The 21,987-nt window shown below is 65.4% G+C and carries 17 protein-coding genes and 1 pseudogene; 8 read left to right on the forward strand and 10 right to left on the reverse strand.

All coding sequences use genetic code 11. The features are described 5' to 3' along the window. Window positions 1–8: 8 nt before the first annotated feature. Complete coding sequence (locus tag X265_RS19610; RefSeq protein WP_128966299.1) at window positions 9–1,172, reverse strand: CmpA/NrtA family ABC transporter substrate-binding protein; 1,164 nt, start codon at window positions 1,170–1,172, stop codon at window positions 9–11. Beyond that, on the reverse strand, window positions 1,169–1,759 hold the full coding sequence (locus tag X265_RS19615) for an ANTAR domain-containing response regulator (RefSeq protein ID WP_092290397.1): 591 nt from the start codon (window positions 1,757–1,759) through the stop codon (window positions 1,169–1,171). The genes X265_RS19610 and X265_RS19615 overlap by 4 nt, the downstream gene beginning before the upstream one ends. Before the next feature lie 111 nt (window positions 1,760–1,870). Between X265_RS19615 and rimO the strand changes: the two genes are divergently transcribed. Next, on the forward strand, window positions 1,871–3,196 hold the full coding sequence (gene rimO / locus X265_RS19620) for a 30S ribosomal protein S12 methylthiotransferase RimO (RefSeq protein ID WP_128966300.1): 1,326 nt from the start codon (window positions 1,871–1,873) through the stop codon (window positions 3,194–3,196). 50 nt (window positions 3,197–3,246) lie between these two features. Here the strand turns inward: rimO and X265_RS19625 are convergent, their stop codons facing one another. Next, the gene (locus tag X265_RS19625) at window positions 3,247–4,188 is read right to left on the reverse strand and encodes a hypothetical protein (protein WP_128966301.1); all 942 of its coding nucleotides are present in this window, start codon (window positions 4,186–4,188) and stop codon (window positions 3,247–3,249) included. 307 nt (window positions 4,189–4,495) lie between these two features. On the opposite strand from X265_RS19625, the gene X265_RS19630 reads away from it, so the two are divergent. Next, entirely contained in the window at window positions 4,496–5,137 is a 642-nt protein-coding gene (locus X265_RS19630; RefSeq protein WP_128966302.1) for a hypothetical protein, read from the forward strand. Between the two features lie 271 nt (window positions 5,138–5,408). After that, on the forward strand, window positions 5,409–6,599 hold the full coding sequence (locus X265_RS19635; protein WP_128966303.1) for an acetylornithine transaminase: 1,191 nt from the start codon (window positions 5,409–5,411) through the stop codon (window positions 6,597–6,599). Window positions 6,600–6,710: 111 nt separating this feature from the next. Here X265_RS19635 and X265_RS19640 read toward each other — a convergent pair whose 3' ends face one another. The 3 genes and pseudogenes from X265_RS19640 to pcsA all read right to left on the reverse strand — a co-directional run bounded on the left by X265_RS19640 (window position 6,711) and on the right by pcsA (window position 9,294). Further along, window positions 6,711–7,685 carry a quinone oxidoreductase family protein gene (locus X265_RS19640; protein WP_128966304.1) on the reverse strand — a complete coding sequence of 325 codons (975 nt, stop codon included), beginning with the start codon at window positions 7,683–7,685 and terminating at the stop codon, window positions 6,711–6,713. Window positions 7,686–7,761: 76 nt separating this feature from the next. Continuing rightward, window positions 7,762–8,496: a TerC family protein gene (locus X265_RS19645; protein WP_128966305.1), complete on the reverse strand. Its 735-nt coding sequence runs from the start codon at window positions 8,494–8,496 to the stop codon at window positions 7,762–7,764. Further along, a pseudogene (pcsA, locus tag X265_RS19650) lies at window positions 8,493–9,294 on the reverse strand (phosphatidylcholine synthase). Before pcsA ends, X265_RS19645 begins: the two are co-directional and overlap by 4 nt. Before the next feature lie 65 nt (window positions 9,295–9,359). Between pcsA and X265_RS19655 the strand changes: the two are divergent. Further along, window positions 9,360–10,544: a UbiH/UbiF family hydroxylase gene (locus X265_RS19655; protein WP_128966307.1), complete on the forward strand. Its 1,185-nt coding sequence runs from the start codon at window positions 9,360–9,362 to the stop codon at window positions 10,542–10,544. A gap of 16 nt (window positions 10,545–10,560) precedes the next feature. Here X265_RS19655 and X265_RS19660 read toward each other — a convergent pair whose 3' ends face one another. Next, a complete protein-coding gene (locus X265_RS19660; protein ID WP_128966308.1) occupies window positions 10,561–11,514 on the reverse strand; it encodes an AEC family transporter in 954 nt (317 codons plus the stop codon). 106 nt (window positions 11,515–11,620) lie between these two features. Here X265_RS19660 and hspQ point away from each other — a divergent pair, with 106 nt between their 5' ends. Beyond that, window positions 11,621–11,953: a heat shock protein HspQ gene (gene hspQ, locus X265_RS19665; RefSeq protein WP_018317973.1), complete on the forward strand. Its 333-nt coding sequence runs from the start codon at window positions 11,621–11,623 to the stop codon at window positions 11,951–11,953. 96 nt (window positions 11,954–12,049) lie between these two features. Here hspQ and X265_RS19670 read toward each other — a convergent pair whose 3' ends face one another. Beyond that, window positions 12,050–12,859, reverse strand: a complete 810-nt coding sequence (locus tag X265_RS19670) for an invasion associated locus B family protein (protein ID WP_128966309.1) — start codon at window positions 12,857–12,859, stop codon at window positions 12,050–12,052. Window positions 12,860–13,119: 260 nt separating this feature from the next. Here X265_RS19670 and X265_RS19675 point away from each other — a divergent pair, with 260 nt between their 5' ends. The 3 genes from X265_RS19675 (at window position 13,120) to X265_RS19685 (ending at window position 17,811) form a co-directional block, all read left to right on the forward strand. Next, the gene (locus X265_RS19675) at window positions 13,120–14,994 is read left to right on the forward strand and encodes an extracellular solute-binding protein (RefSeq protein ID WP_128966310.1); all 1,875 of its coding nucleotides are present in this window, start codon (window positions 13,120–13,122) and stop codon (window positions 14,992–14,994) included. A gap of 4 nt (window positions 14,995–14,998) precedes the next feature. After that, window positions 14,999–16,501: an AMP-binding protein gene (locus X265_RS19680; protein ID WP_128966311.1), complete on the forward strand. Its 1,503-nt coding sequence runs from the start codon at window positions 14,999–15,001 to the stop codon at window positions 16,499–16,501. Window positions 16,502–16,587: 86 nt separating this feature from the next. Continuing rightward, window positions 16,588–17,811 carry a GGDEF domain-containing protein gene (locus X265_RS19685; protein WP_128966312.1) on the forward strand — a complete coding sequence of 408 codons (1,224 nt, stop codon included), beginning with the start codon at window positions 16,588–16,590 and terminating at the stop codon, window positions 17,809–17,811. Between the two features lie 233 nt (window positions 17,812–18,044). On the opposite strand, the gene mfd is transcribed toward X265_RS19685, so the two are convergent. Further along, a complete protein-coding gene (gene mfd / locus X265_RS19690; RefSeq protein WP_128966313.1) occupies window positions 18,045–21,563 on the reverse strand; it encodes a transcription-repair coupling factor in 3,519 nt (1,172 codons plus the stop codon). Beyond that, window positions 21,560–21,850 (reverse strand): FAD assembly factor SdhE, encoded by a 291-nt coding sequence (locus tag X265_RS19695; RefSeq protein WP_128966314.1) that lies wholly within the window; start codon window positions 21,848–21,850, stop codon window positions 21,560–21,562. The genes mfd and X265_RS19695 overlap by 4 nt, the downstream gene beginning before the upstream one ends. Window positions 21,851–21,987 lie beyond the last annotated feature (137 nt).

Consider the following 21,987-nt stretch of genomic DNA (forward strand, 5'->3'; position numbering starts at 1 on the left):
GAGCAGACCTACCGAGCCCGGCGGGCGACTTCAAACGCGCCCAGATAACCAGCGATGTCCCTGACATCGAATGCGGGTCCGGCAAAGGCGCCGAACGGGGTGCTGGCCTGCCCTTCTCCGCCATGCCCGAGGGCGGCATCGTAGAGGTCAGACCGGAACACAGCCATGGCGGTCTTGAGGGCCTCTGCGCTCAGCGCTGTCTGCCCCCAGCGCACCATCTGCGCGTAAAGCCATGCGGCCTGAACCGGGTCCGGGCGCCCCGCCCCTTCGCGACCGACCAGGAGATAGCGCCCGCTCTCGCGCACCGTGCCGTCGGGAGAAATCTTCAGGCGCCCGGTGAGCGAGCGCTGGATCAGCTCGGCATCCACACCAAGGCGCTCGGGCTGCGCCAGGATCTGCGCCGCCTCGGTCAGGTTCTCCGGGCCCTCGATGAACTCGGCCGCCTTGACCGCCGCGCGGACCAACGCCGCAACCACGTCCGGATTCTTGTCGGCCCAGACCTGACGCACCGCCAGCACCTTCTCGGCCGCGCGCTCCAGGATGTCGGACACGAAATGCAGGATGTGGCCGATGCCGAGGTCGACCGCAATCGAGTTCCAGGGCGCGCCGACGCAGAAGGCATCGACGTGTCCGCTCCTGAGGCTGTCCACCATGTAGGGTGGCGGCAGCACCACGAGGCGAACATCCTCGTCGGGATCGACGCCGGCCGCGGCCATCCAGAACCGCAGCTGGTAATTGTGGGTCGAGAACGGGAACGTCATGCCGAAGGTCAGCGGCTCGGCGCCTTGCTTGCGCCTGATGGCAACGACCTTCGCCAGCGCCTTTGCCGTGGCGAGCGGATCGAAACGGTCGCCCTCGATCTCTTCCATCAGCGCGGCATGCAGCGCCGGCGACACTGTGATCGCATTGCCGTTGATGCCGAGATTGAAGGGGGCTGCAATCGGCACCTTGACGTGGCCGAGCCCGAGCGAGGATGCGATCGCGACCGGCGCCAGCAGATGCGCAGCGTCGAACAGGCCGATGTTGAGCTTGTCGCGCACATTGGACCAGGAGACCTCGCGCACCAGCTCGACCTCGAGCCCTTCGGCGGCGGCAAAGCCCTTGTCGACGGCGACGATCAGGGCCGCAGCATCGACCAGCGGGATGAACCCGATGCGGAGGGGACCGGTCATTTCAGCATCTCCGACGCGGTGATGATCGATTGGGCGATCTCGCCGATTTTCTTCTTCTCGCGCATGGCGGTCGAGCGCAGCAGCACATAGGCCTCGTCCTCGGTGAGGCCCTTCACCTTCATCAGGATGCCCTTGGCCTTCTCGATGATCTTGCGATCCTCGAGCTGCGACTTGGTGCGCTCCAGTTCCTCCTGGAGCTTGGCGAAGGCGTTGAACCGCGACACGCAGAGGTCGAGGATCGGCTTGATGCGCTCCTTCTTCAGCCCGTCGACGATATAAGCGGACACCCCCGCCTCGACCGACGCCTGGATCGAGGCTGAATCGCTCTGGTCGACGAACATGGCGATCGGCCGCTTCACGGCACGGCTGACCTGGAACATCGCTTCCAGCACGTCGCGACTGGGGTTTTCCAGATCGATCAGGATGATGTCGGGATCCACCGCATAAATACGGGCAAGAAGGCTCTGCATCTCGCGGATATGGACGACCTCGGTGAATCCGGCCTCCCGCAATCCCTCCTCGAGGATCGCGGCGCGGACCGGGCTTTCGTCGACGATCACGATTTTGGGCGACTGGTCGGCGCTCATGGCTCACTCACGGCAGGTGATTCATCCATAGCACGCCGGAACGCCCTGCAAAGGGTTGTAATTATGGGCAATTGGGACTAGCTCAGGCCGGTCAATCAGGCAGATTTGGATATGGATCAGACGGCTGCGCCCAAGGTCAGCTTCGTGTCACTCGGGTGTCCCAAGGCATTGGTGGATTCCGAGCGCATCATTACGCGCCTGCGTGCGGAAGGCTATGAGCTCGCCCGCAAGCATGACGGGGCCGACATCGTCATCGTCAACACCTGCGGCTTCCTCGACAGCGCCAAGCAGGAATCGCTTTCGGCGATCGGCGAAGCCATGGCCGAGAACGGCAAGGTGATCGTGACGGGCTGCATGGGCGCCGAACCGGAAGCGATCGAGCAGGCCTATCCCGGCGTGCTCTCCATCACGGGCCCGCAGCAATATGAGAGCGTACTCGATGCCGTGCATCGCGCGCTGCCGCCGGCCCACAATCCGCATCTCGACCTGGTGCCGCCGCAGGGCATCAAGCTGACGCCGCGCCATTACGCCTATTTGAAGATCTCCGAAGGCTGCAACAACCGCTGCACCTTCTGCATCATCCCGAAACTGCGCGGCGATCTCGTCTCGCGTCCGGCCAATGACGTGCTGCGCGAGGCCGAGCGCCTGGTCGGCGCCGGCGTCAAGGAGCTGCTGGTGATCTCGCAGGACACCTCGGCCTACGGCGTCGATCTCAAATATGCCGAGAGCCCGTGGAAGGATCGTCAGGTCCGCGCGAAATTCCTCGACCTCGCGCGCGAGCTCGGTGAGCTCGGCGCCTGGGTTCGTCTGCAATATGTCTACCCCTACCCGCATGTCGACGAGGTCATCGCGCTGATGAACGAGGGCAAGGTGCTGCCCTATCTCGACATCCCGTTCCAGCATGCCAGTCCCGAAGTGCTGAAGGCCATGAAGCGCCCGGCGGCGCAGGACAAGACGCTGGCGCGCATCAAGCGCTGGCGCGAGGAATGTCCCGATCTTGCTTTGCGCTCGACCTTCATCGTCGGCTTCCCCGGCGAGACCGACTCCGACTTCGCCTATCTGCTCGACTGGCTCGATGAAGCCGAGATCGACCGTCTCGGATGCTTCAAATACGAGCCGGTTGCGGGCGCAACGTCGAATGCAATCGCCAATCCCGTGCCGGAAGAGGTCAAGCAGGAGCGCTACAACGCGCTGATGGCGCGCCAGCAGAAGATCTCCGCGCGCCGGCTGAAGCGCAAGGTCGGCACGCGCCAGCAGATCATCATCGACGAAGTCGGACCGACCGTGGCCAAGGGCCGCTCCAAGGCCGATGCGCCAGAGATCGACGGCGCGGTGTATCTGACAAGCCGCCGTCCCTTGCGCGTCGGCGAGATCGTCACCGCGAAGATCGAGCGCGCGGACGAATACGATCTGCACGGCAGCGTCGCGGGGTTCTGATGTCCCACCGTCATTGCTTCGCTACGCTCGCAGTGACAATTGGCATAAAGTCACACCAGCCATTTCGGCACCCAGCGCTCCGGACGCGGGGCGCGGGCGAGATCGGCCTTGGCTTCGGAGAGCAGCGCGGGCTGTCCGCCGATCGTCGGGCGCACGTCGTATTCGAAATTCGGCATGACGCGGCCGTCGGCGTAGAGGCCGAACTTCATGACGTACCAAAGACCCAGTTCGGGCTGCGCGCGGCGCATCTCCTCGCGCAGGTCGCGCAGCAGGGATTCGATCGAGGCGGCTTCCTCGAACGGCTGCGGCCCGCGCGACATCACGCGCGCCTCGTATTGCTTGCCTGATATCGCGACCTCGAAATGCGTCTTGTCCCAGGGCTTCTTGCCCTTGGGCAAATGCGCAGCGAGCCGCCAGCCGAGCTCGGCCATCAGGCGATGATTGGCCCAGTACTCTTCACGATCCCGGCTCCACTTCTCGACGAAGCCGCGGAAGTCAGGCAGCTCGGATGCACAGTCCTCGCACGTAGCAGGCTCGCCAGCCGGCCGCCGCGCAAGCCATTGCGCAAGCTCGCCCGTCTGAGGCTCGACCTCGCCGTGCGGCCGCAGAGAATGCCAGGCCTCATCGAATTGCTGTGATGTCAGCTTCGCCAGGAGCGCGTCGAGGGACGGCGCGAGCAGCTCATAATCGCCTTCCGAGCCCAACCCCACGATCGGCGGATCGTCGCGGTCGAGACCGGCGCCGTACCAGCCGCCGACGGCCGAACCGTCAGGCAGGCGCATGAACAACGCGAAACGGTCGCGCAAGGGACTGCCGTCGAAAATCGGCGCCTGGTCGGAGAACTGGCCTTGCAGCGAGAAGCAGCCGACGCTGCCCCAGGGACGTCCGTTCAGCCAGCCGGCGAAATCCAGCAGCAAAGGTGGCGCCTCGATACCCGGCGGAAATGCGCCGCGGATGCTGTCGAGGTCAATCGGGTATGGCGTATCGGACAAGGCTGAAAACGATCCTGATGGTCCCGCCCTTTTGGTCTGTCCCGGCTAGCCTCCGGTTCGAACCAATTCGCGTCCTTCGATCACAAACGCGCTAGAGGCTCGTTGGTTTCTGGCGCGGCGAACAAATGACATGCCGCCGTCACAAGATCCGCGATGGACCAGAACTGCGGGGCGACCCGCGCGGCCCCGGCTGGTCTCCAGCCCTGCGCAACTGCGACGCCGCAATGTGACACTATAGTGCATTCACGCTGGGGTCACGGACTCGTCCTAACTCTCGCCGCGCTTTCAACGCGAGCGAGGATTTTTGATGAGCCGCCTGCCGGACATGCTGCGCACGCAGCGCTTCGACGACTACCGCTTCTATCACCAGAGCACCGTCAATCAGACGCTGCACCTGGTCAGTGCAGTGATCTTCCTGGGATGCTACGCGTTGCTGTTCAGGGATCCGGCGCTGGCAGGACTCGTCGGCTGGCTCGCGATGCTGACGCGGCAGACCGGGCATTTCTTCTTCGAGCCAAACGGCTACGACGCGCTCAACGATGTCAGCAACGAGTACAAGGAAGCCGTCAAGGTCGGCTACAACCAGACCCGCAAGATCATCCTGCTGCTGATCTGGGGCAGCGCGCCGGTTGCGCTTTACATCGAGCCCACGCTGTTCGGTCTCTTTGCTCCCCCTGCCGACCGTTTCGACTTCATCCGCCATGTGGGCGCGGTCTGGCTCGCGATCGGCATCGGTGGCGGACTGGCGCGCATGCTCCAGCTGTTCGCGACGCGCGGCGTCACGACCGGGCTGGTCTGGGTGTTCAAGGTGCTGACCGATCCCTTCCACAACATCGCGCTGTACTGGAATTCCCCGTTCAAGCTGCTGCGCGGCGAGCTGATCGACAGGTCGATTGCGGACGCGAACTGGGGCGACGAGGACGCCGAGGAAGCGGCTCATTCCGCCTGAGCAATTGCACGTTCGGCGGGTGTCGCGCAAAACACCCGCTTGACAAGCCCTGCCCTTCGGCTGTACGGACGCGCCCCATGATCAAGGCCCGGACCAACCTGCGCACCGCAATGCTCCGTCGTCGCTGCCGCGACGATGAGAGGGTGCGCCATGTCCGACGACGCCGCTGAACCACTGAATTCAGCTGAAGTTATCGAGAAGGCCGCACCCGCAAGGTGCGGCCTTTCTGCTTTTGCGCCCCTTTTTCCACCCGCCTCCAGAGGAGTTCGACATGACGACGCATCCGTATGACGCGCTGATGGACATCACCGCACGGCCCAAGACCGTGTTCGTCCGCGGTGCGGGCTCCTACCTCTGGGACGACAGCCGCAAGCGTTATCTCGACTTCGTGCAGGGCTGGGCCGTCAACTGCCTCGGCCATTCGCCGCCAGCCGTGGCGGACGCACTCAGCGCGCAGGCCAAGCGGCTGCTGACGCCGAGCCCGGCTTTCTACAACGAGCCGAGCCTGAAGCTCGCGCAGGCGCTGGTCGAGAACAGTGCCTTCGACCAGGTGTTCTTTGCCAATTCGGGAGCCGAAGCCAACGAGGGCGCGATCAAGCTCGCGCGCAAATTTGGCAGCCTGCACAAAGCTGGCGCGTTCGAGATCATCACGTTCGAAGGCGGCTTCCACGGCAGGACGCTGGCGACGATGTCGGCCTCGGGCAAGAAGGCGTTCGAGCCGCTGTTCGAGCCCAAGGTATCGGGCTTCAAGAAGGCCAAGCTCAACGACATCACCTCGGTCGAAAAGCTGATCAACGAAAACACCGTTGCTGTCATGCTCGAGCCGATCCAGGGCGAATCGGGCGTGTGGCCGGCGAGCGATGCGTTCCTACAGCAGCTGCGCGCGCTCACGGAGGCGCACGGTCTGCTGCTCATTTTCGACGAGATCCAGACCGGCATGGGCCGGACCGGAAAGCTCTTCCACCATGAGCACGCCGGTATCGCCCCTGACATCATGACGCTCGGCAAGGGCATCGGCGGCGGCGTGCCGCTCGCGGCCTTGCTTGCAACCGAACGCGCCTCCTGCTTCGAGCACGGCGACCAGGGCGGCACGTTCAACGGCAACCCGGTGATGTGCGCGGCGGGGCTCGCGGTGCTCGAGGAGGTCAGCAGACCTGCGTTCCTGAAACAGGTCGCCGAGACCGGCCTGCTGCTCGAAAGCGAGCTGCAGAAGGTCTCGGCGCGGCACGGGCTCGGCGGCGTGCGCGGACGCGGGCTGTTGCTGGCGCTCGACCTCAAGCTGCCGATCGCGCCCGGTATCGTCACGCAGGCCTTCGAGGCCGGCGTGCTGCTGAACGCGCCGCAGCTCGACGCCCTGCGCTTCATGCCGGCGCTGAACGTCACCAGGGCAGAGATCGCCGAGATGATCGGCTGCCTCGAGGGGATCTTGACCAAGGCGGGCGCGGCACGGAGAGTCGCATAAGCCGTGCTATCCGTCATGGCCGGGCTTGTCCCGGCCATCCACGCCTTGACGCGCGGGCACGAAGAACGTGGATGGCCGGGACAAGCCTGGGCATGACCATCTTTTGACGACCTACGGCTTCAAGATCGACGCCCCGGTCGTCTTGCGGCTCTCGAGATCGATATGCGCCTTCGCGGCGTCCTTCAGCGCGTAGGCATGGTTGATCGGCACGTGCAGCTTACCGTTGATGACGGCCGAGAACAGCGTGTCGGCGCCTTCCAGCAGCTCCTTGCGCGTGCCGATGTAGTCGTTGAGCTTCGGCCGGGTCGCAAACAGCGAGCCGTGATTGTTCAGCTCGGCGATCGAGAACGGCGGCACGGGGCCCGAGGCATTGCCGAACGACACGAACATGCCGCGCGGCTTCAGGCATGACAGCGAGCCCGGGAAGGTCGCCTTGCCGACGCCGTCATAGACCACGTCGCAGCCCTCGTTGCGGCTGATCTGCTTCACGCGCGCGACGAAGTCCTCCTCGTTGTAGAGGATGACGTGGTCGCAGCCATTGGCTTCGGCAAGCTCCGCCTTCTCGCGCGAGCCGACCGTGCCGATGACGTGCGCCCCGAGCGCCCTCGCCCATTGGCAAGCGAGCAAGCCGATCCCGCCGGCGGCGGCATGGATCAGCACGCGATGATGCGGCTCGACCTTGAAAGTCTTGTGCAGCAGATACCAGACGGTGAGCCCCTTGAGCATCAGCACGGCGCCCTGCTCGTGCGTGATGTGGTCGGGCAGCTTGACCAGCTTCTCCCAGGGGATGTTGCGCTCGCCGGTATAGGCGCCGAGATTGTGGTAGTAGGCCACGCGGTCGCCGGGGTGGAAATGCGTCACGCCCGGCCCGACGGCGACGACCTCGCCAGAGGCCTCGTTGCCGGCGATGAAGGGCAGTCCCGGTGCCTTGTAGAGCCCGGTGCGGTAGTAGACGTCGATGAAGTTCAGGCCGACCGCATGCTGGCGGATGCGCACCTCGCCGGGGCCGGGCGCCGGGACCTCGACGCTCTCATAGACCAGGGCTTCGGGGCCTCCGACCTTGTGGACACGGACGGCTTTGGTCATCACCTGACCTCCTCTTCTTCAAGGCCGAGCGAAGACAATCGCGCCCGCCTTGTCAACTCGACGCCGGCCAATGCGGCTAGGTGGATGGCGTCTTCGCTTTCTTGCGATTGCGCCTGGCGAGCACGTTGAAGAACTCGACCGCCGCCGAGAACGCAATCGCGAAATAGATGTAGCCGCGCGGAATGTGGAATTTGAATCCGTCCGCGACCAGCGCCACGCCGATCAGCACCAGAAACGCCAGCGCCAGCATCTTGGTGGTGGGATGCTCAGCGACGAATCGCGCCACCGGCCCCGACGAAATGTACATGATCAGGCAGGCGATCACGACAGCCGCGACCATGATCTCGAGATCCTGCGCCATGCCGATCGCGGTGATGATCGAGTCCAGCGAGAATACGATGTCGATGACGACGATCTGGACGATCACCCAGAAGAAGGCGCTGCCGACGGAATCCTTCTTGCCCTCTCCGTCATCGGCCTCGACCTCGGCGTGGATCTCGTGCGTTGCCTTGGCGATCAGGAACAGGCCGCCGCCGATCAGGATGAGATCGCGCCAGGAGAAATCGTAAGCTGCCAGCGAAAACACCGGCGCGGTCAGGCCGATCAGCCAGACCAGCACGCTGAGCAGGATGATCCGGAAGACCAGCGCCAGCGCCAGCCCGATCTGGCGGGCGCGATGGGCCTGCTTCTCCGGGATGCGCGAGACGATCACCGACAGGAAGATGACGTTGTCGATGCCGAGCACGATCTCGAGCGAGGTCAAGGTGAGCAGCGCGGCCCAGGCCTCGGGGCTGGTCAGAAGATGCATCATGCGAACGATCTCGCCAGGCGGATCAACGCGTCGCTGAAGGCGATCCAGAGCGCGATGGCACAGAGCGCGACCGTCACGCCGGTGCCGACGCGAAAGTCCATCTCCAGCGCGTAAAAGGCGAGCAGCCCCCACAGCACGATCAGGGACATCGTCAGCCAGCGCAGCCGCGCGACGCGAACCGGATGCAGCACGTGGAACGGCACGAAGGTCAGCACCACCAGCGCGGCGACCAGCAGCGTCGACGACAGCGGCGGCCAGTGCAGCAGGAACAGATAGAACGCAGCCGCATTCCACAGCGCCGGAAAGCCGCGGAAATGATTGTCGTCCGCCTTCATGCGCAGATCGGCGAAGTAGAGTGCGCTGGTGACGATGATGGCGATGCCGAGCACGGGCGCGGCCACCGGCAGCAGCATGCCGCTCGCCACGATCGCATAGGCCGGCACGAAGACGTAGGTGACGAAATCGACCACGAGGTCGAGCACGTCGCCCGACCAGTTCGGCTGCACGTTCTTGACGTCGAGCAGGCGTGCGATCGGCCCGTCGATCGCATCGATGATCAGGGCGACGCCCAGCCAGCCGAACATCGCGGCCCAGTGCTCGCGCACCGCCTCCAGCATCGCCAGCAGCGCGATCGCCGCGCCGAAGGCGGTGAAGATGTGCACCGAAAACGCCGCGGCACGGACCACCGGCTTCGGCTTGAGGGAATCCTCTTGGCTGTCCATCTGAGTATCCATGGGTTTCTGCTACCAGAACGGGACCGGTTTGCACATCCGCCGGCGCGGCATTGCGCCGCGCTATCAGTCATAAAAATCAGGCAAAATAGGTGGCTTGAATTTGCCGCCGGGCGTGTCAAATGTCGTTCCATGACAGACGCATCGACACTCTTTGACGCAAGCGTTATCGGCGGCGGACCGGCAGGACTTGCGGCGGCAATCGCATTGGCGCAGCGAGGGGCGCGGACCGCTCTGGTGGCGCGGCGCCTGCCCTATGCCGACAACAGGACGACTGCGCTGTTGGGGGGGTCCGTCGATCTCCTGGAAAGCCTCGACGTTTGGCCGCGCTGCAAGGACAAGGCGGCCGGCCTCGAGGTGATGCGCCTTGTCGACGATACCGACCGGCTGTTCCGTGCGCCGGAGGTCCGGTTCTCCTGTCACGAGATCGGGCTCGATGCCTTCGGCTACAACATCGACAATCGCTCGCTGATGCTGGCGCTCGAAGTGCGCGCGGCAGAGCTCTCTAATCTGGTCCGTTTCGACGACGAGGCCGAGAGCGTCGTGATCGAAGCCGATGATGTCGCGATCCGCACGGCGTCCGGGCAATTCCTCGCAGCCCGGCTCGTGGTCGGCGCCGATGGCCGGCACTCGCTGTGCCGGGAAGCCGCCGGCATCGCGGTGACGCGGCACGACCTGACGCAGACGGCGCTGACCTTCAACGTCGGCCATAGCAGGCCGCACCGCAACGTCTCGACCGAGTTCCACACGTCCCACGGACCCTGCGTGTTCGTACCCCTGCCCGGCAACCGGTCCAGCGTCGTCTGGGTCTCCGCGCCCGCCGAAGCTGAACGGCTTCGCGGCTTGAGCGACGAGCAGCTCTCCGCCGCGATCGAGAAGCAGTCGCATTCGATCCTCGGCCGCATGACGGTCGAGCCCGGCCGCAACCTGTTCCCGCTCGCGATCGAGCGGCCACAATCCTTCGCCCGCGACCGCATCGCGCTGGTCGGCGAAGCCGCCCATGTGGTTCCCCCGATCGGCGCCCAGGGCCTCAACCTTGGCCTGCGGGATGCCGCCGACATCGCCCGGCTCGCCGGCGAGGCCATCGCAGCCGGCCAGGATCCCGGCGCAGACGAGGTGCTGAAACGCTACGACCGGGCGCGGCGGCCGGACATTTTGAGCCGGACCTTTGCAATCGACATCGCCAACCGCTCGCTGCTCAACGACTTCCTGCCGCTCCAGCCGGTCCGCGCCGTCGGCATGCACCTGCTTGGTGCCATCGGCCCGCTCCGGCGCTTTGCGATGCGCGAAGGCCTGACGCCGACCTGGCGCAGGTAATTCGGCGAAACGGTCCTTACGGAAACGACAGCCGGCCGGTCTGGAGCGCCCACATCACGCTGGTCAGCGTGATCACCGATGCAAACGTTCCGAGCAGCACGGCGACGGATGCAGATTCGATCCAGGCGTCGTTTTGCCGGGCGATCACGAACACATTCAGCGCCGGCGGCAGCGAGGCCATCAGGATGGCGGTGGCGGCCCATGGCTGCGCGAAGGGACCGAATGCCAGCATCAGGCCAATGGCGACGAGCGGATGGATCAGCAGCTTGACCGCGATCACACCAGGCACTTCCCAGGGCACGCGATGGAACGGGCGCAGCGCCACCGTCACGCCAAGCACGAACAGCGCGGTCGGGGCCGCCGCGTTCTGGAGGAAGGTGATGGTGCGGTCGAGCGCGACCGGCAGCTCGATATGGAGTGCGGCCACGGCTGCGCCAAAGCACGCCGACATGATCAGCGGGTTGAGCACGATCTGCTTCAGCACGACGCCGAAGGCATGCACGAGCGAGGGATGGTCCCGGTCGGACAGTTCGATCAGCAGCGGCACGATCGTGAACAGGAAGATGCTGTCGCAGCAGAAGATCAGCGCCGTCGGCGCCGCTGCCCTGGATCCAAGCACCGCGAGCGCCAGCCCCGGCCCCATGTAACCGATATTGCCGTAGCCGCCGGAGAGGCCCGCGAGCGTCGCCTCGCGTAGCGTCAGCTTGCCAAGAACCTTCCCGACGACGAGCGCGATGGTGAACGCGGCGACCGTCGACAGCGTGGTCGCGACCAGGAACGGCGGGTTGTTCAATTCCGAAAACGGCGTCTTCGACATGATCGCAAACAGCAGCGCCGGCAGCGACACATAGAGCAGGAAGAAGTTCATCCAGGCGAGGCCTGATTCCGGCAGCGATTTCACCTTGCCGCAGGCAAAGCCGACGAAAATCAAGCCGAAATAAGGGAGCGCCAGATTGAGGATATCGACCATTGATGAAGTATTTTCTGAAGACCTGACGGCTATCTGCCCCGCGGCCGCGGGGTAATTCCCGATAAGGCCACTAGCATCGGCCACAATCCTGGTCTATCGACGGAGGATGATTAAAGCGCGGACAGCCAAATTCCAGATCGGACAGGTCGTGCGCCACCGGATCTTCTCGTTCCGGGGGGTGATCTTCGACATCGATCCGGAATTCAACAACACCGAGGAGTGGTGGCTGTCGATCCCCGAGGAGGTACGGCCCCACAAGGACCAGCCGTTCTATCACCTGCTCGCGGAGAACGCGGAGTCCGAGTATGTCGCCTATGTCTCCGAGCAGAACCTGCTGCCCGACGAATCAGGCGAGCCGATCCGCCATTCCCAGGTCGCGGAGATCTTCATCAAGAACAAGGATGGCGGCTACCGCCCGCGCAATCCGTCGCTGAACTGAGCTCTCCTCCCCCCTCACCAAGTTTTGCCGCATCAAGCGACCCGCAAAAAAGGCGCTCGTTCGAGCGCCTTTTCCATGTCCGGGATTTGAGCCCGATTACTTCTGCCCGGCGGGTGTGCCCGGAGGCGTACCCTGCTGCTCGAGCTTCTTGCGCTGCTCGTCGGCCTTCTTCTGCAGCTCTTCCTGCAGCTTCTTCTGGGTTTCCTCGAACACCTTCGGATCGGTCGGCGGACCGTCATAGGCCTTCTGGAATTCGCCGGCGAGCGGCAGCGGCAGGGTCAGCGGCGCGCCGTTGGCGTTGATCGCCTGCACCACGAGGTTCTGGCCCTTCTTCATGTTGTTGATGAGCTCGGGCGTTGCTTCGTAATCCGACATACACCCGTTCTGGAAGCAGATCACATACGGGCTCTGCAGCGGCGGATTGTTGTCGACGATGATGCGGGTGCCGTGGACGAGCTGCATGCCGAGCGGCAGCGTCACGCGCAGGATCTTCTTGGGCTCGCCTTCCGGCTCGATGATCACGGCCGCGATGACCGGCTGGCCCGATTCGATGCGGCCGTCCTTGCCGGTGAAGCAGACCTGCTTGGCATTGGCGTCCTGGCCCTTGAGGCAGAACTTGGTCCAGGGCGCGTAGATCAGCTGGATCTGCTGATCGGCGGGCTGGCCGCCCGGCGCGGCCGGTGCGCCCGGCTGGGCCGGGGCCTGCTGGGCTTGGGGAGCCGGCGCGGGTGCCGGAGCCTTGGGGGCAGCCTTCGGAGCCGCTTTCGGGGCCGCCTTTGGCGCCGGCGCGGCCGGGGTCGGACCCTGGGCCTCAGCAGCAAACGGAACGACCAATGCCGTCGCCGTCAACAGGGCGAGAAGGCGCCCGCGCGGCCGGACGGACGCGGCCAAATAACGGAAATTCATTGCAGAAAACCCTTTCTGAACGGGAAGTGCCCGAACCGCTCCGAAGCGCCGAACCAAACCGCCTGGGCGCGGCTCTCTCCCCGTCAATTGAGGCGGATACGTGACGGGCTCGGCGCTCTCCGCGCGATTGCGTGCCTTCTTAACGCGGTCGCCGAAAAGATCAATGCCGACAAGCGTCTTTGGCTGTCTCCGGACAAGCTCGCAGTGAAATCCCTGTGATAGGATTCGCCCACCACCGGTCCTCGAATCAACGTGTCCGAATGTTCATGTTCCAGCGCCTGCTCGAGGGCCCCGGTGTCCGCCTTTGCCGTCTCGCCTTGACCCCCGCGATCTTGGCTCTCGCGATCTTGGCTCTCCCCTTGGGGCTGTCGGTCAGCGGCACGCGCGCCGAAGAGGCGCATGCGCTCGCCATGCATGGCAAGCCGACCTTGCCGGCCGATTTCACCCACATGCCCTATGCCAACCCCGATGCCCCCAAGGGCGGCCGGCTGACCTGGGGCATTCTCGGCACGTTCGACAGCCTCAATCCGTTCATCGTGAAGGGATTGGCCGTGCAGCCGATCCGCGCCTACGTGGTCGAGAGCTTGCTGGCGCGCGGCCAGGACGAGCCGTTCACGCTCTACGGCCTGCTCGCCAGGACCGTCGAGACCGATGACGAACGGAGCTACGTCACGTTTCATCTCGACCCCCGCGCCCGTTTCTCCGACGGAAAACAGGTCGCTGCCGAGGACGTGCTGTTCTCCTGGCAGCTCCTGCGCGATCATGGCCGCCCCAACCTTCGCCAGTACTACGCTAAGGTCGCCAAGGCCGAGGCGCCGGATCCACTCACGGTCCGCTTCGACCTCACCGGCGCCAATGACCGCGAGCTGCCGCTGATCCTTGGCCTGATGCCGATCCTGCCGAAGCATGCCGTCGATGTCGCGAGCTTCGAGGAGACGACGCTGACCGGACCCATCGCCTCGGGTCCCTACCGCGTCACGGCGGTGAAGCCCGGCGCCAGCGTGACGCTGACGCGCAATCCCGATTATTGGGGCCGCGACTTACCCGTCAATCGCGGGCTCTTCAATTTCGACGAGATCCGGCTCGATTATTATCGCGAGGCCAATGGCCAGTTCGAAGCCTTCAAGCGCGGCCTCTATGATTTCCGCGTCGAGAACGAGCCGCTGCGCTGGCATGACGGCTACGATTTTCCAGCTGCCAAAACCGGCGAGGTGATCCGCGACACCTTCAAGCCCGGCACGCCATGGCCCTCGGAATTCCTGGTATTCAACACCAGACGTCCTGTCTTCGCCGACATCCGCGTGCGCCAGGCGCTGACGCTGCTGTTCGATTTCGAGCTGGTCAACCGCAACTATTTCTTCTCGCTGTATTCGCGCGCCGGCGGCTATTTCGCGGGCTCCGAGCTGTCGGCCTATGCGCGGCCCGCGGATGCGCGCGAGCGTAAACTGCTCAAACCCTTTGGCGCGCAGATTCCTGCAGACATCATGGATGGCAGCTATCGCCTGCCCGTGACCGACGGCTCGGGGCGCGACCGCACCACGCTGCGCGCGGCGCTCAAACTCCTGTCGGACGCCGGCTACGATCTCGAAGGGACCGTGCTGCGCAATCGCTCGACCAAGGTGCCCTTCACCTTCGAGATGCTGGTGACGACCCGCGACCAGGAGCGCATCGCGCTCGCCTTCCAGCGCGACCTCAAACGCGCCGGCATCGATGTGAGCGTGCGCGCGGTCGATCCCGTGCAATTCGACCAGCGTCGGCTGGCCTACGAGTTCGACATGATCCAGAACCGCTGGGACCAGTCGCTGTCGCCCGGCAACGAGCAATATTTCTATTGGGGCAGCGCGGCCGCCGACAACCCGGGCACCCGCAACTACATGGGCGCGAAGGACCCAGCGGTCGATGCGATGATCAAGGCCCTGCTGGAGGCCCGTGATCATACGGACTTTGCCTCCGCGGTACGGGCGCTCGACCGCGCCTTGATGGCCGGCTTCTACACAATCCCCCTGTTTAACGTATCCGAGCAATGGATCGCGCGCTGGAATCGGATAGAACGACCACAGGCCACCGCGCTCTCGGGCTATCTGCCGGAGACCTGGTGGGCGAAGGGTCAGCCTCAAGCCAGTCCAGCGAAGTGACGCCGTGAACCAGCCAGCCGTATCACCGACGCTCGACACGCTGTTCCAGCGGACGCTGATGCGGCAGCCGCACGCGCCTGCCCTGCTCGACCCCCTCAACAAATCCCGCATCACCGGCCACCAGCCGCGGCGGCTGACCTACGCCGAAGCTGACACAGCCATCGAGGCGCTGTCGGCGCATTTCGTCGAATCGGGCCTGCCGGCCAATTCGGTGATCGCGATCCAGTTGCCCGCGACCGTCGAGTTCGTGCTGACGGTGCTGGCTGCCCATCGTGCCGGCCTCGTGGTCGCAGTGCTGCCGCTGCTGTGGCGACAAGCGGAACTGGCGGCCGCGCTCAACCGCACCGCGGCGCGCGCCATCGTGACCATGAGCAAGGTCGACGGCGTCAGCTATTCCGACCTTGCGATGCACGCAGCCGCCGAGGCGTTCGCGATCCGCCACGTCTTCGGCTTCGGTTCTGATCTGCCCGAAGGCATGGCCCCGCTCGACGAGGTGCTGGCGCGTCCGCCCGGCACGACGCGCGCCGTGATCCAGGACGGCCGCAAGGCGGCGATGATCTCCTTCGACGTCACGGCGGAGGGTTTCCGCCCGGTGCCGCGGCCGCATTTCAGCCTCATCGCCGGTGGCCTTGCGATGTCGCTGGAAGCCGACATCCGGCAGGGCGCGACGGTGATGGCGGCGTTCACGCCGATGTCGTTCGCAGGCCTCGCCTCCTCGCTCGCGGTGTGGCTGCTCTGCGGCGGCACGCTGGCGCTGCATCATCCCTTCGAGAGCGAGGTGCTGGAGCAGCAGATCAACGAGCATGAATGCGACGTGCTGATCGCGCCCGCCCAACTCGCGCTGCGCCTCGGCGATTCCGGCCTTGCCGCGCGCATGCCGACCTTGCGCAACGTCATCGGGCTCTGGCGCGCGCCCGAGCAGGTGGCAGCGAGCGAGGCCTGGATCGCGCCGCATGCGCCGCTCACGGACGTCTACCTGTTCGGCGAGGCCGGGCTGTTCGGCGTCCGCCGCGGCGAGGATGGCATGCCTGTCGCGGTGGTGCCCGGGCCGCATGGTGCCCCGCGCGAGCAGTCCGGCTCCTCGATCGCGGGCGAGATCCTGCTGACGCAGAAGGGCACGCTCGGGCTGCGCGGCCCGATGGTGCCGATCGCGGCCTATGCGCCGCCGCAGCCGGTCGGCGAGACCCTGACGGCGCAGCCGCCGCGCGACTATGTCGACACCGGCTATGCTGCCCGGATCGACCGCACAACCGGCGCGATCTGCATCACCGCGCCGCCAGCGGGCCTCATGGCCGTCGGCGGCTATCGCTTCCTGTCCAACGACCTCCAGGAATGGGCGCGTCGGCTCGGCCAGGGTGCGCTGCTGACGGCCCTGCCCGACCGCCTCTCCGGTCACCGGCTGGCGGGCCGGGCCCAGGACAATGCGAGGGCCCGCGAGGCGCTCAGTGAGCTCGGGCTTAACCCCTTGATGGTCGAGGCTTTTCGCGACCGCTCCGGACCGGTCTAGGCGCAGTTTCGCAGGGAACATTGACGCCGCATTAAGGCGGTCCGGACTAGATTGTGCAGCATCGATTGCGTGATCAGAGTTTCCTGATGTCCCAGGCGGGCCCGATCCTTTTTGTCTCCAATACCGAGCGCCCCGCCTTCATTGCGGCGCTGGACGAGGCCCGTCTGTTTCCGGTCGTCGACAGCGACTGGGCGAGCGCCGTGCGGGCCGTCGAGCAGGTGCAGCCGGCCGCCGTCCTCGCCGCCATGTCCGGTGGCCACGAGCAGCACGTCGCGTTGCTCGCAAAGAAGATCGCCGATCAGCCGCTCTATCTCCCGCTGGTCGCGCTGGATGCGCAGGCGTCGCTGCCTCACAACGCCCTGCCCTTCGCCACGCGTGCCAATGCCGCCGAGCGCCTGATCGCACGCCTGCGCGCTGCGATCCGCGTTCGCACGCTGCACGCCACGGTGCTGCGACGCTTGCCGGAGGTGAAGGTCGCGCTGCCGGAGAGCGATCCGGTGCGTGACGCCATCGTGCTCTTGATTGGCCGGGGCTCCGCCTACCCTGCCCTGTCCGTTGCGCTCGGCGAACGCACCGGCGTCGTCGGCGCGCTCTCGATCGAGGCCGCCGCAAAGCATCTCAACACCCGCGACATCGACGGCGTCGTCCTCTCCGACGGCTTCACCCCGCGCGTCACCGATGCCTTTCTCACGGTGCTGGCGGAGGACACCCGCTTCCGCAACCTGCCCGTGGTCGTCACCGCGCACCAGCTCACCCAGAGCTACGACCTGCCCAATCTCGAGCTGATCGCGGGCGAGCCTGCGAAGGTTGCAGCCAACGCACTACCGCTCATTCGCCAGCGCGCGATGGAGGCGCAACTGAGCCGCACGCTGCGCTCGATCGACGCCGGCGGCTGGCTCGATCCGCGCAGCGGCCTGCTCACGGTCGAAGCCTTCGCCCGCGATTTCGCCAAGGCGGTCGAAGAGACGCTTGCCCGCGGCGGCGGCCTGTCGGTGGCGCGGTTCGCCTTCGATCCGGGCAACCCCCGCGCCCAGCTCGATGCTGCGCGTATTTTAAGCCGCCTGATGCGGCAGATGGATTTTGGCGCTGCGCAGAAGGACGGCTCCGTCATCGTGGTGTTCGCCGAGACCGACTTCCGCACGGCGCACATGATCGCCCGCCGCCTGTCGGCCGTGATGAAGCACACGTCCAACGGCAAGCACGAGATGCGCAGCGATCCCGTCGTCTCGGTGGATTCGCTGTCGCCGTCCGACACGGCACGGTCGCTGCTGGCGCGGCTGTCGGCGGACGCGTCACGGGCGGCGTCGTAGATTTCGCGAGCCGTCCCGACAAGCACCGTCATTGCGAGCGCCGCGAAACAATCCAGAATCTCTCCGTGGAAAGACTCTGGATTGCTTCGTCGCAAGAGCTACTCGCAATGACGTGGAGAGAGTGCCGTAGAGTGGGCAAAGGCGCACTTGCGCCGCGCCCACCACCATTCTCGGACCGCACGAATGGTGCGCACGCTTCGCTTTCCCCACCCTACGGCATCTCGCCCTGCTGCCTACGCAGCCTTCTTTTTCTGCGCGAGCTGGGCCAGCTGCCGCATGATCTCCGTGGTGCCGGCGAGACGCTCTTCCGGCGTCTCCCAATCCTGCAGGAACACCACCTTCATGTCGGGCCGCACCTTGGCCGCCTGGCCGTGGCTCTTGATGAACGACACCAGCCGGTCTGGATAGGCGAAGGAATTGTCGCGGAAGGTGATGACGGCACCCTTCGGTCCGGCGTCGATCTTCTCGACATTGGCCTGGCGGCAGAACGCCTTGATTGCGGCGACCTTGAAGAGATAGCGCACCTCGTCCGGCAGGACGCCGAAACGGTCGCGCATCTCTGCGCCAAAATTCTCGATCTCATCTTCGCTGTCGAGGTCAGCCAGGCGCCGATACAACGACAGCCGCACCGAGAGATCGCCGACATAGTCCTCCGGAATGAGCACGGGCATGCCGATGGTGATGGTCGGTGACCAGCGGTCGGCGGCGGGCTCGGACACACCGGCCTTGAGGTTGACGATCGCCTCCTCCAGCATCGATTGATAGAGCTCGAAGCCGACTTCCTTGATGTGGCCCGACTGCTCCTCGCCCAGCAGATTGCCGGCGCCTCTGATATCGAGGTCGTGCGAGGCGAGCTGGAAGCCGGCACCCAGCGTCTCCAGCGATTGCAGCACGGTGAGCCGGCGCTCGGCCTGCGCAGTGATCTTCTGCTGCGCCGGCAGCGTGAACAGCGCGTAGGCGCGCAGCTTGGAGCGGCCGACGCGGCCGCGCAGCTGGTAGAGCTGTGCGAGGCCGAACATGTCGGCCCGGTGCACGATCAGCGTATTGGCATTGGGAATGTCGAGACCGGATTCCACGATCGTGGTCGACAGCAGGATGTCGAACTTGCCGTCGTAGAACGCGGTCATGATGTCCTCGATCACGGCAGGCGGCATCTGGCCGTGCGCGACCGCGACCTTCATCTCCGGCACGTTCTTGTCGAGGAAATCCTTGACCTCGGCGAGATCGTCGATGCGCGGCACCACGTAGAACGCCTGACCGCCGCGATAGCGCTCGCGCAGCAGCGCCTCGCGGATCATCAGGGGATCGTGCGGGGCGACGAAGGTGCGCACCGCAAGGCGGTCGACCGGGGGCGAGGCGATGATCGAGAGCTCGCGAACGCCTGTGAGCGCGAGCTGCAGCGTGCGCGGGATCGGGGTTGCCGACAGCGTCAGCACATGCACCTCGGAGCGCAGCGCCTTCAGCCGCTCCTTGTGGGTGACGCCGAAATGCTGCTCCTCGTCGACAATGACGAGGCCGAGATCGCGGAACTTGATCGCCTTGCCGAGCAGCGCGTGGGTGCCGACGACGATATCGACAGACCCGTCGGCAATGCCTTTCTTGACCTGGTTCAGCTCCTTGGTCGCGATCAGGCGCGAGGCCTGCGCCACATTCACCGGAAAGCCCTTGAAGCGCTCGGTGAAGGTCTTGGCGTGCTGACGCGCCAAGAGCGTGGTCGGCACAACGACCGCGACCTGCTTGCCTTCGAGCGCAACGGCAAACGCGGCGCGCAGCGCGACCTCGGTCTTGCCGAAGCCGACGTCGCCGCAGATCAGCCGGTCCATGGGACGGCCGAGCTCGAGGTCTTTGAGGGTGGATTCGATCGCCCCCAGCTGGTCCTCGGTCTCGTCATAGGGGAAGCGCGCGCAGAACTCGTCGTAGAGGCCCTGCTGCACCGGCAGCTTGGGGGCCTCGTGCAGATGGCGCGCGGCCGCGATCTTGATCAGCTCGCCGGCGATCTCGCGAATACGGTTCTTGAGCTTCGCCTTGCGGGTCTGCCAGCCGCTTCCGCCGAGACGATCCAGCTCGACCGTGGTCTGATCGGAGCCGTAGCGCGACAACAGCTCGATGTTCTCGACCGGCAGGAACAGCTTCGTATCGGCGGCATAATGCAGCTCGAGGCAGTCATGCGGCGCGCCGGCGACGTCCAGCGTCTGCAGGCCGATGAAACGGCCGATACCGTGGTCGACGTGAACGACGATGTCGCCGGCGGTGAGGCTCGTCACCTCCGAGATGAAATTGTCGAGCTTGCGGCTCGCCTTGCGCGGCCGCACCAGGCGGTCGCCCAGAATGTCCTGCTCGCTGATGACAGCGATCTCGTCGGTCTCGAAGCCGCTCTCGAGGCCGAGCACGGCGAGCATGGTCTCGTTGCGCGGAGTCGCCTGCACCGTGCGCCAGGCATTGACGCTGGTGGTATGGGCCAGCTTGTGGTCCCGCAGCATCGAGGTCATGCGGTCGCGCGAGCCTTCGCTCCACAGCGCGATCACGACCTTCTTGCGCTGGGCCTGTAGCGCCATGACATGGCTGACGACGGATTCGAATACGTTGACGGTGGTGTCGTTGCGTTCCGGTGCGAAGTCGCGACCCTTGCGGGCGCCGGCATCGATGACACTGGTGCCGTCGGTCGGCACCGAGAACGGCGTCAGCCGGATCAGCGGCATATCGCGTTCGCGCTTGGTCCACTCCTCATCGGTTAGATAGAGCCTGTCAGGCGGCAGCGGCTTGTAGATGGCGCCGCCGCCCGGATGCTCCATCGCTTCGCGGCGGGCTTCGTAATAGTCCTGGATCTGCTTGAAACGTTCGCGGACGGCATCCTCGGCCTGCGGCTCGATCGCAACGGCCGCCCCTTGCAGATAGTCGAACAGCGTGTCCATCCGGTCCTGGAACAGCGGCAGCCAGTGCTCCATGCCGGGATGGCGGCGGCCCTCGCTGACCGCCTCGTAGAGCGCATCGTCGCGCTCGGGCGCGCCGAACTCGGCGACATAGCCCATGCGGAATCTACGGATCGTATCGGTGACGAGCTGGAATTCCGAGATCGGCACCAGATCGAGCGAGCGCATGTCGAGCAGCGTGCGCTGGGTCTCGGCATCGAAGGAGCGGATCGATTCCAGGCTGTCGCCGAAGAAGTCGAAGCGAACGGGCTGCTCGAGGCCGGCCGGAAACAGATCGAGGATGCCGCCGCGCACCGCATATTCACCGGGCTCGCGCACGGTCGAGGAGCGGTTGTAGCCGTTGTGCTCGAGCCAGGCGACGATGGTGTCCATCGGCACGACATTACCCGGCGCCACAGAAAGCGCCTGGGCCGCGACGAGCTCGCGCGCGGGCACGCGCTGCACAACCGCGTTCACCGTGGTCAGCACGATCAGCGGCTTGTCGCTGCCGGTCAGCGCGGCGAGTCGCGCCAGCGTCGTCAGACGCTGCGCCAGTATGCCGCCGTGCGGCGAGACGCGGTCGTAAGGCTGGCAGTCCCAGGCCGGAAAGGTCAGGACCGGCAGATCGGGCGCGAAGAACTGCAGCGCGCGTTCGAGCTGCTGCATCCGCGCGCCGTCGCGGCAGACCACGGCAAGGCTGACCGCGGGCTTTTTGGGCCGCGCGGCAATGGCGCGCGCGAGATCGGAGACGACAAGGCCTTCGGCGCCCTCGGCGACATTGGCAAGCGTCAGCGCGCGGCCGGGCGTCAGCAGCTCGGCTGGAGATTTCATGCCTTGCTTCATACGGCGCTGTCCGCAACCGGAAACGCCTTGATGCGGGCGAACAGCGGACCCGCGACAGCGGCTGGCAGCGCCTTGTCACCAGTGAGGGCGGCATAGAGATCGGGATCGTTGACCTCGAGCAGCGCCTCGAGCTCGCTCAGCTCGGCCTCGGACAGGTTGCCGATCTCGGCGTCCGCGAAGCGGCCAAGGATCAAATCCATCTCGCGCGTGCCGCGGTGCCAGCAGCGGAACAGAAGCCGCTTGCGGCGATCGTCCAGCCCGTCGCTCGATCGTGTTGTTCCCGTCATGTCTCAAATCCAGTCAAACGCCGAAAGCCCGGACGTGCCGGGCCGGGTTGATATAGCCACTGGAACCGGCCATGTCAGCCCTCGATTTGACATGGCCGGATGCCGGGAAAACCAGCGAAAAAAGACGTGGATGCCTG

The organism is Bradyrhizobium guangdongense (assembly GCF_004114975.1).
Classification (GTDB): domain Bacteria; phylum Pseudomonadota; class Alphaproteobacteria; order Rhizobiales; family Xanthobacteraceae; genus Bradyrhizobium; species Bradyrhizobium guangdongense.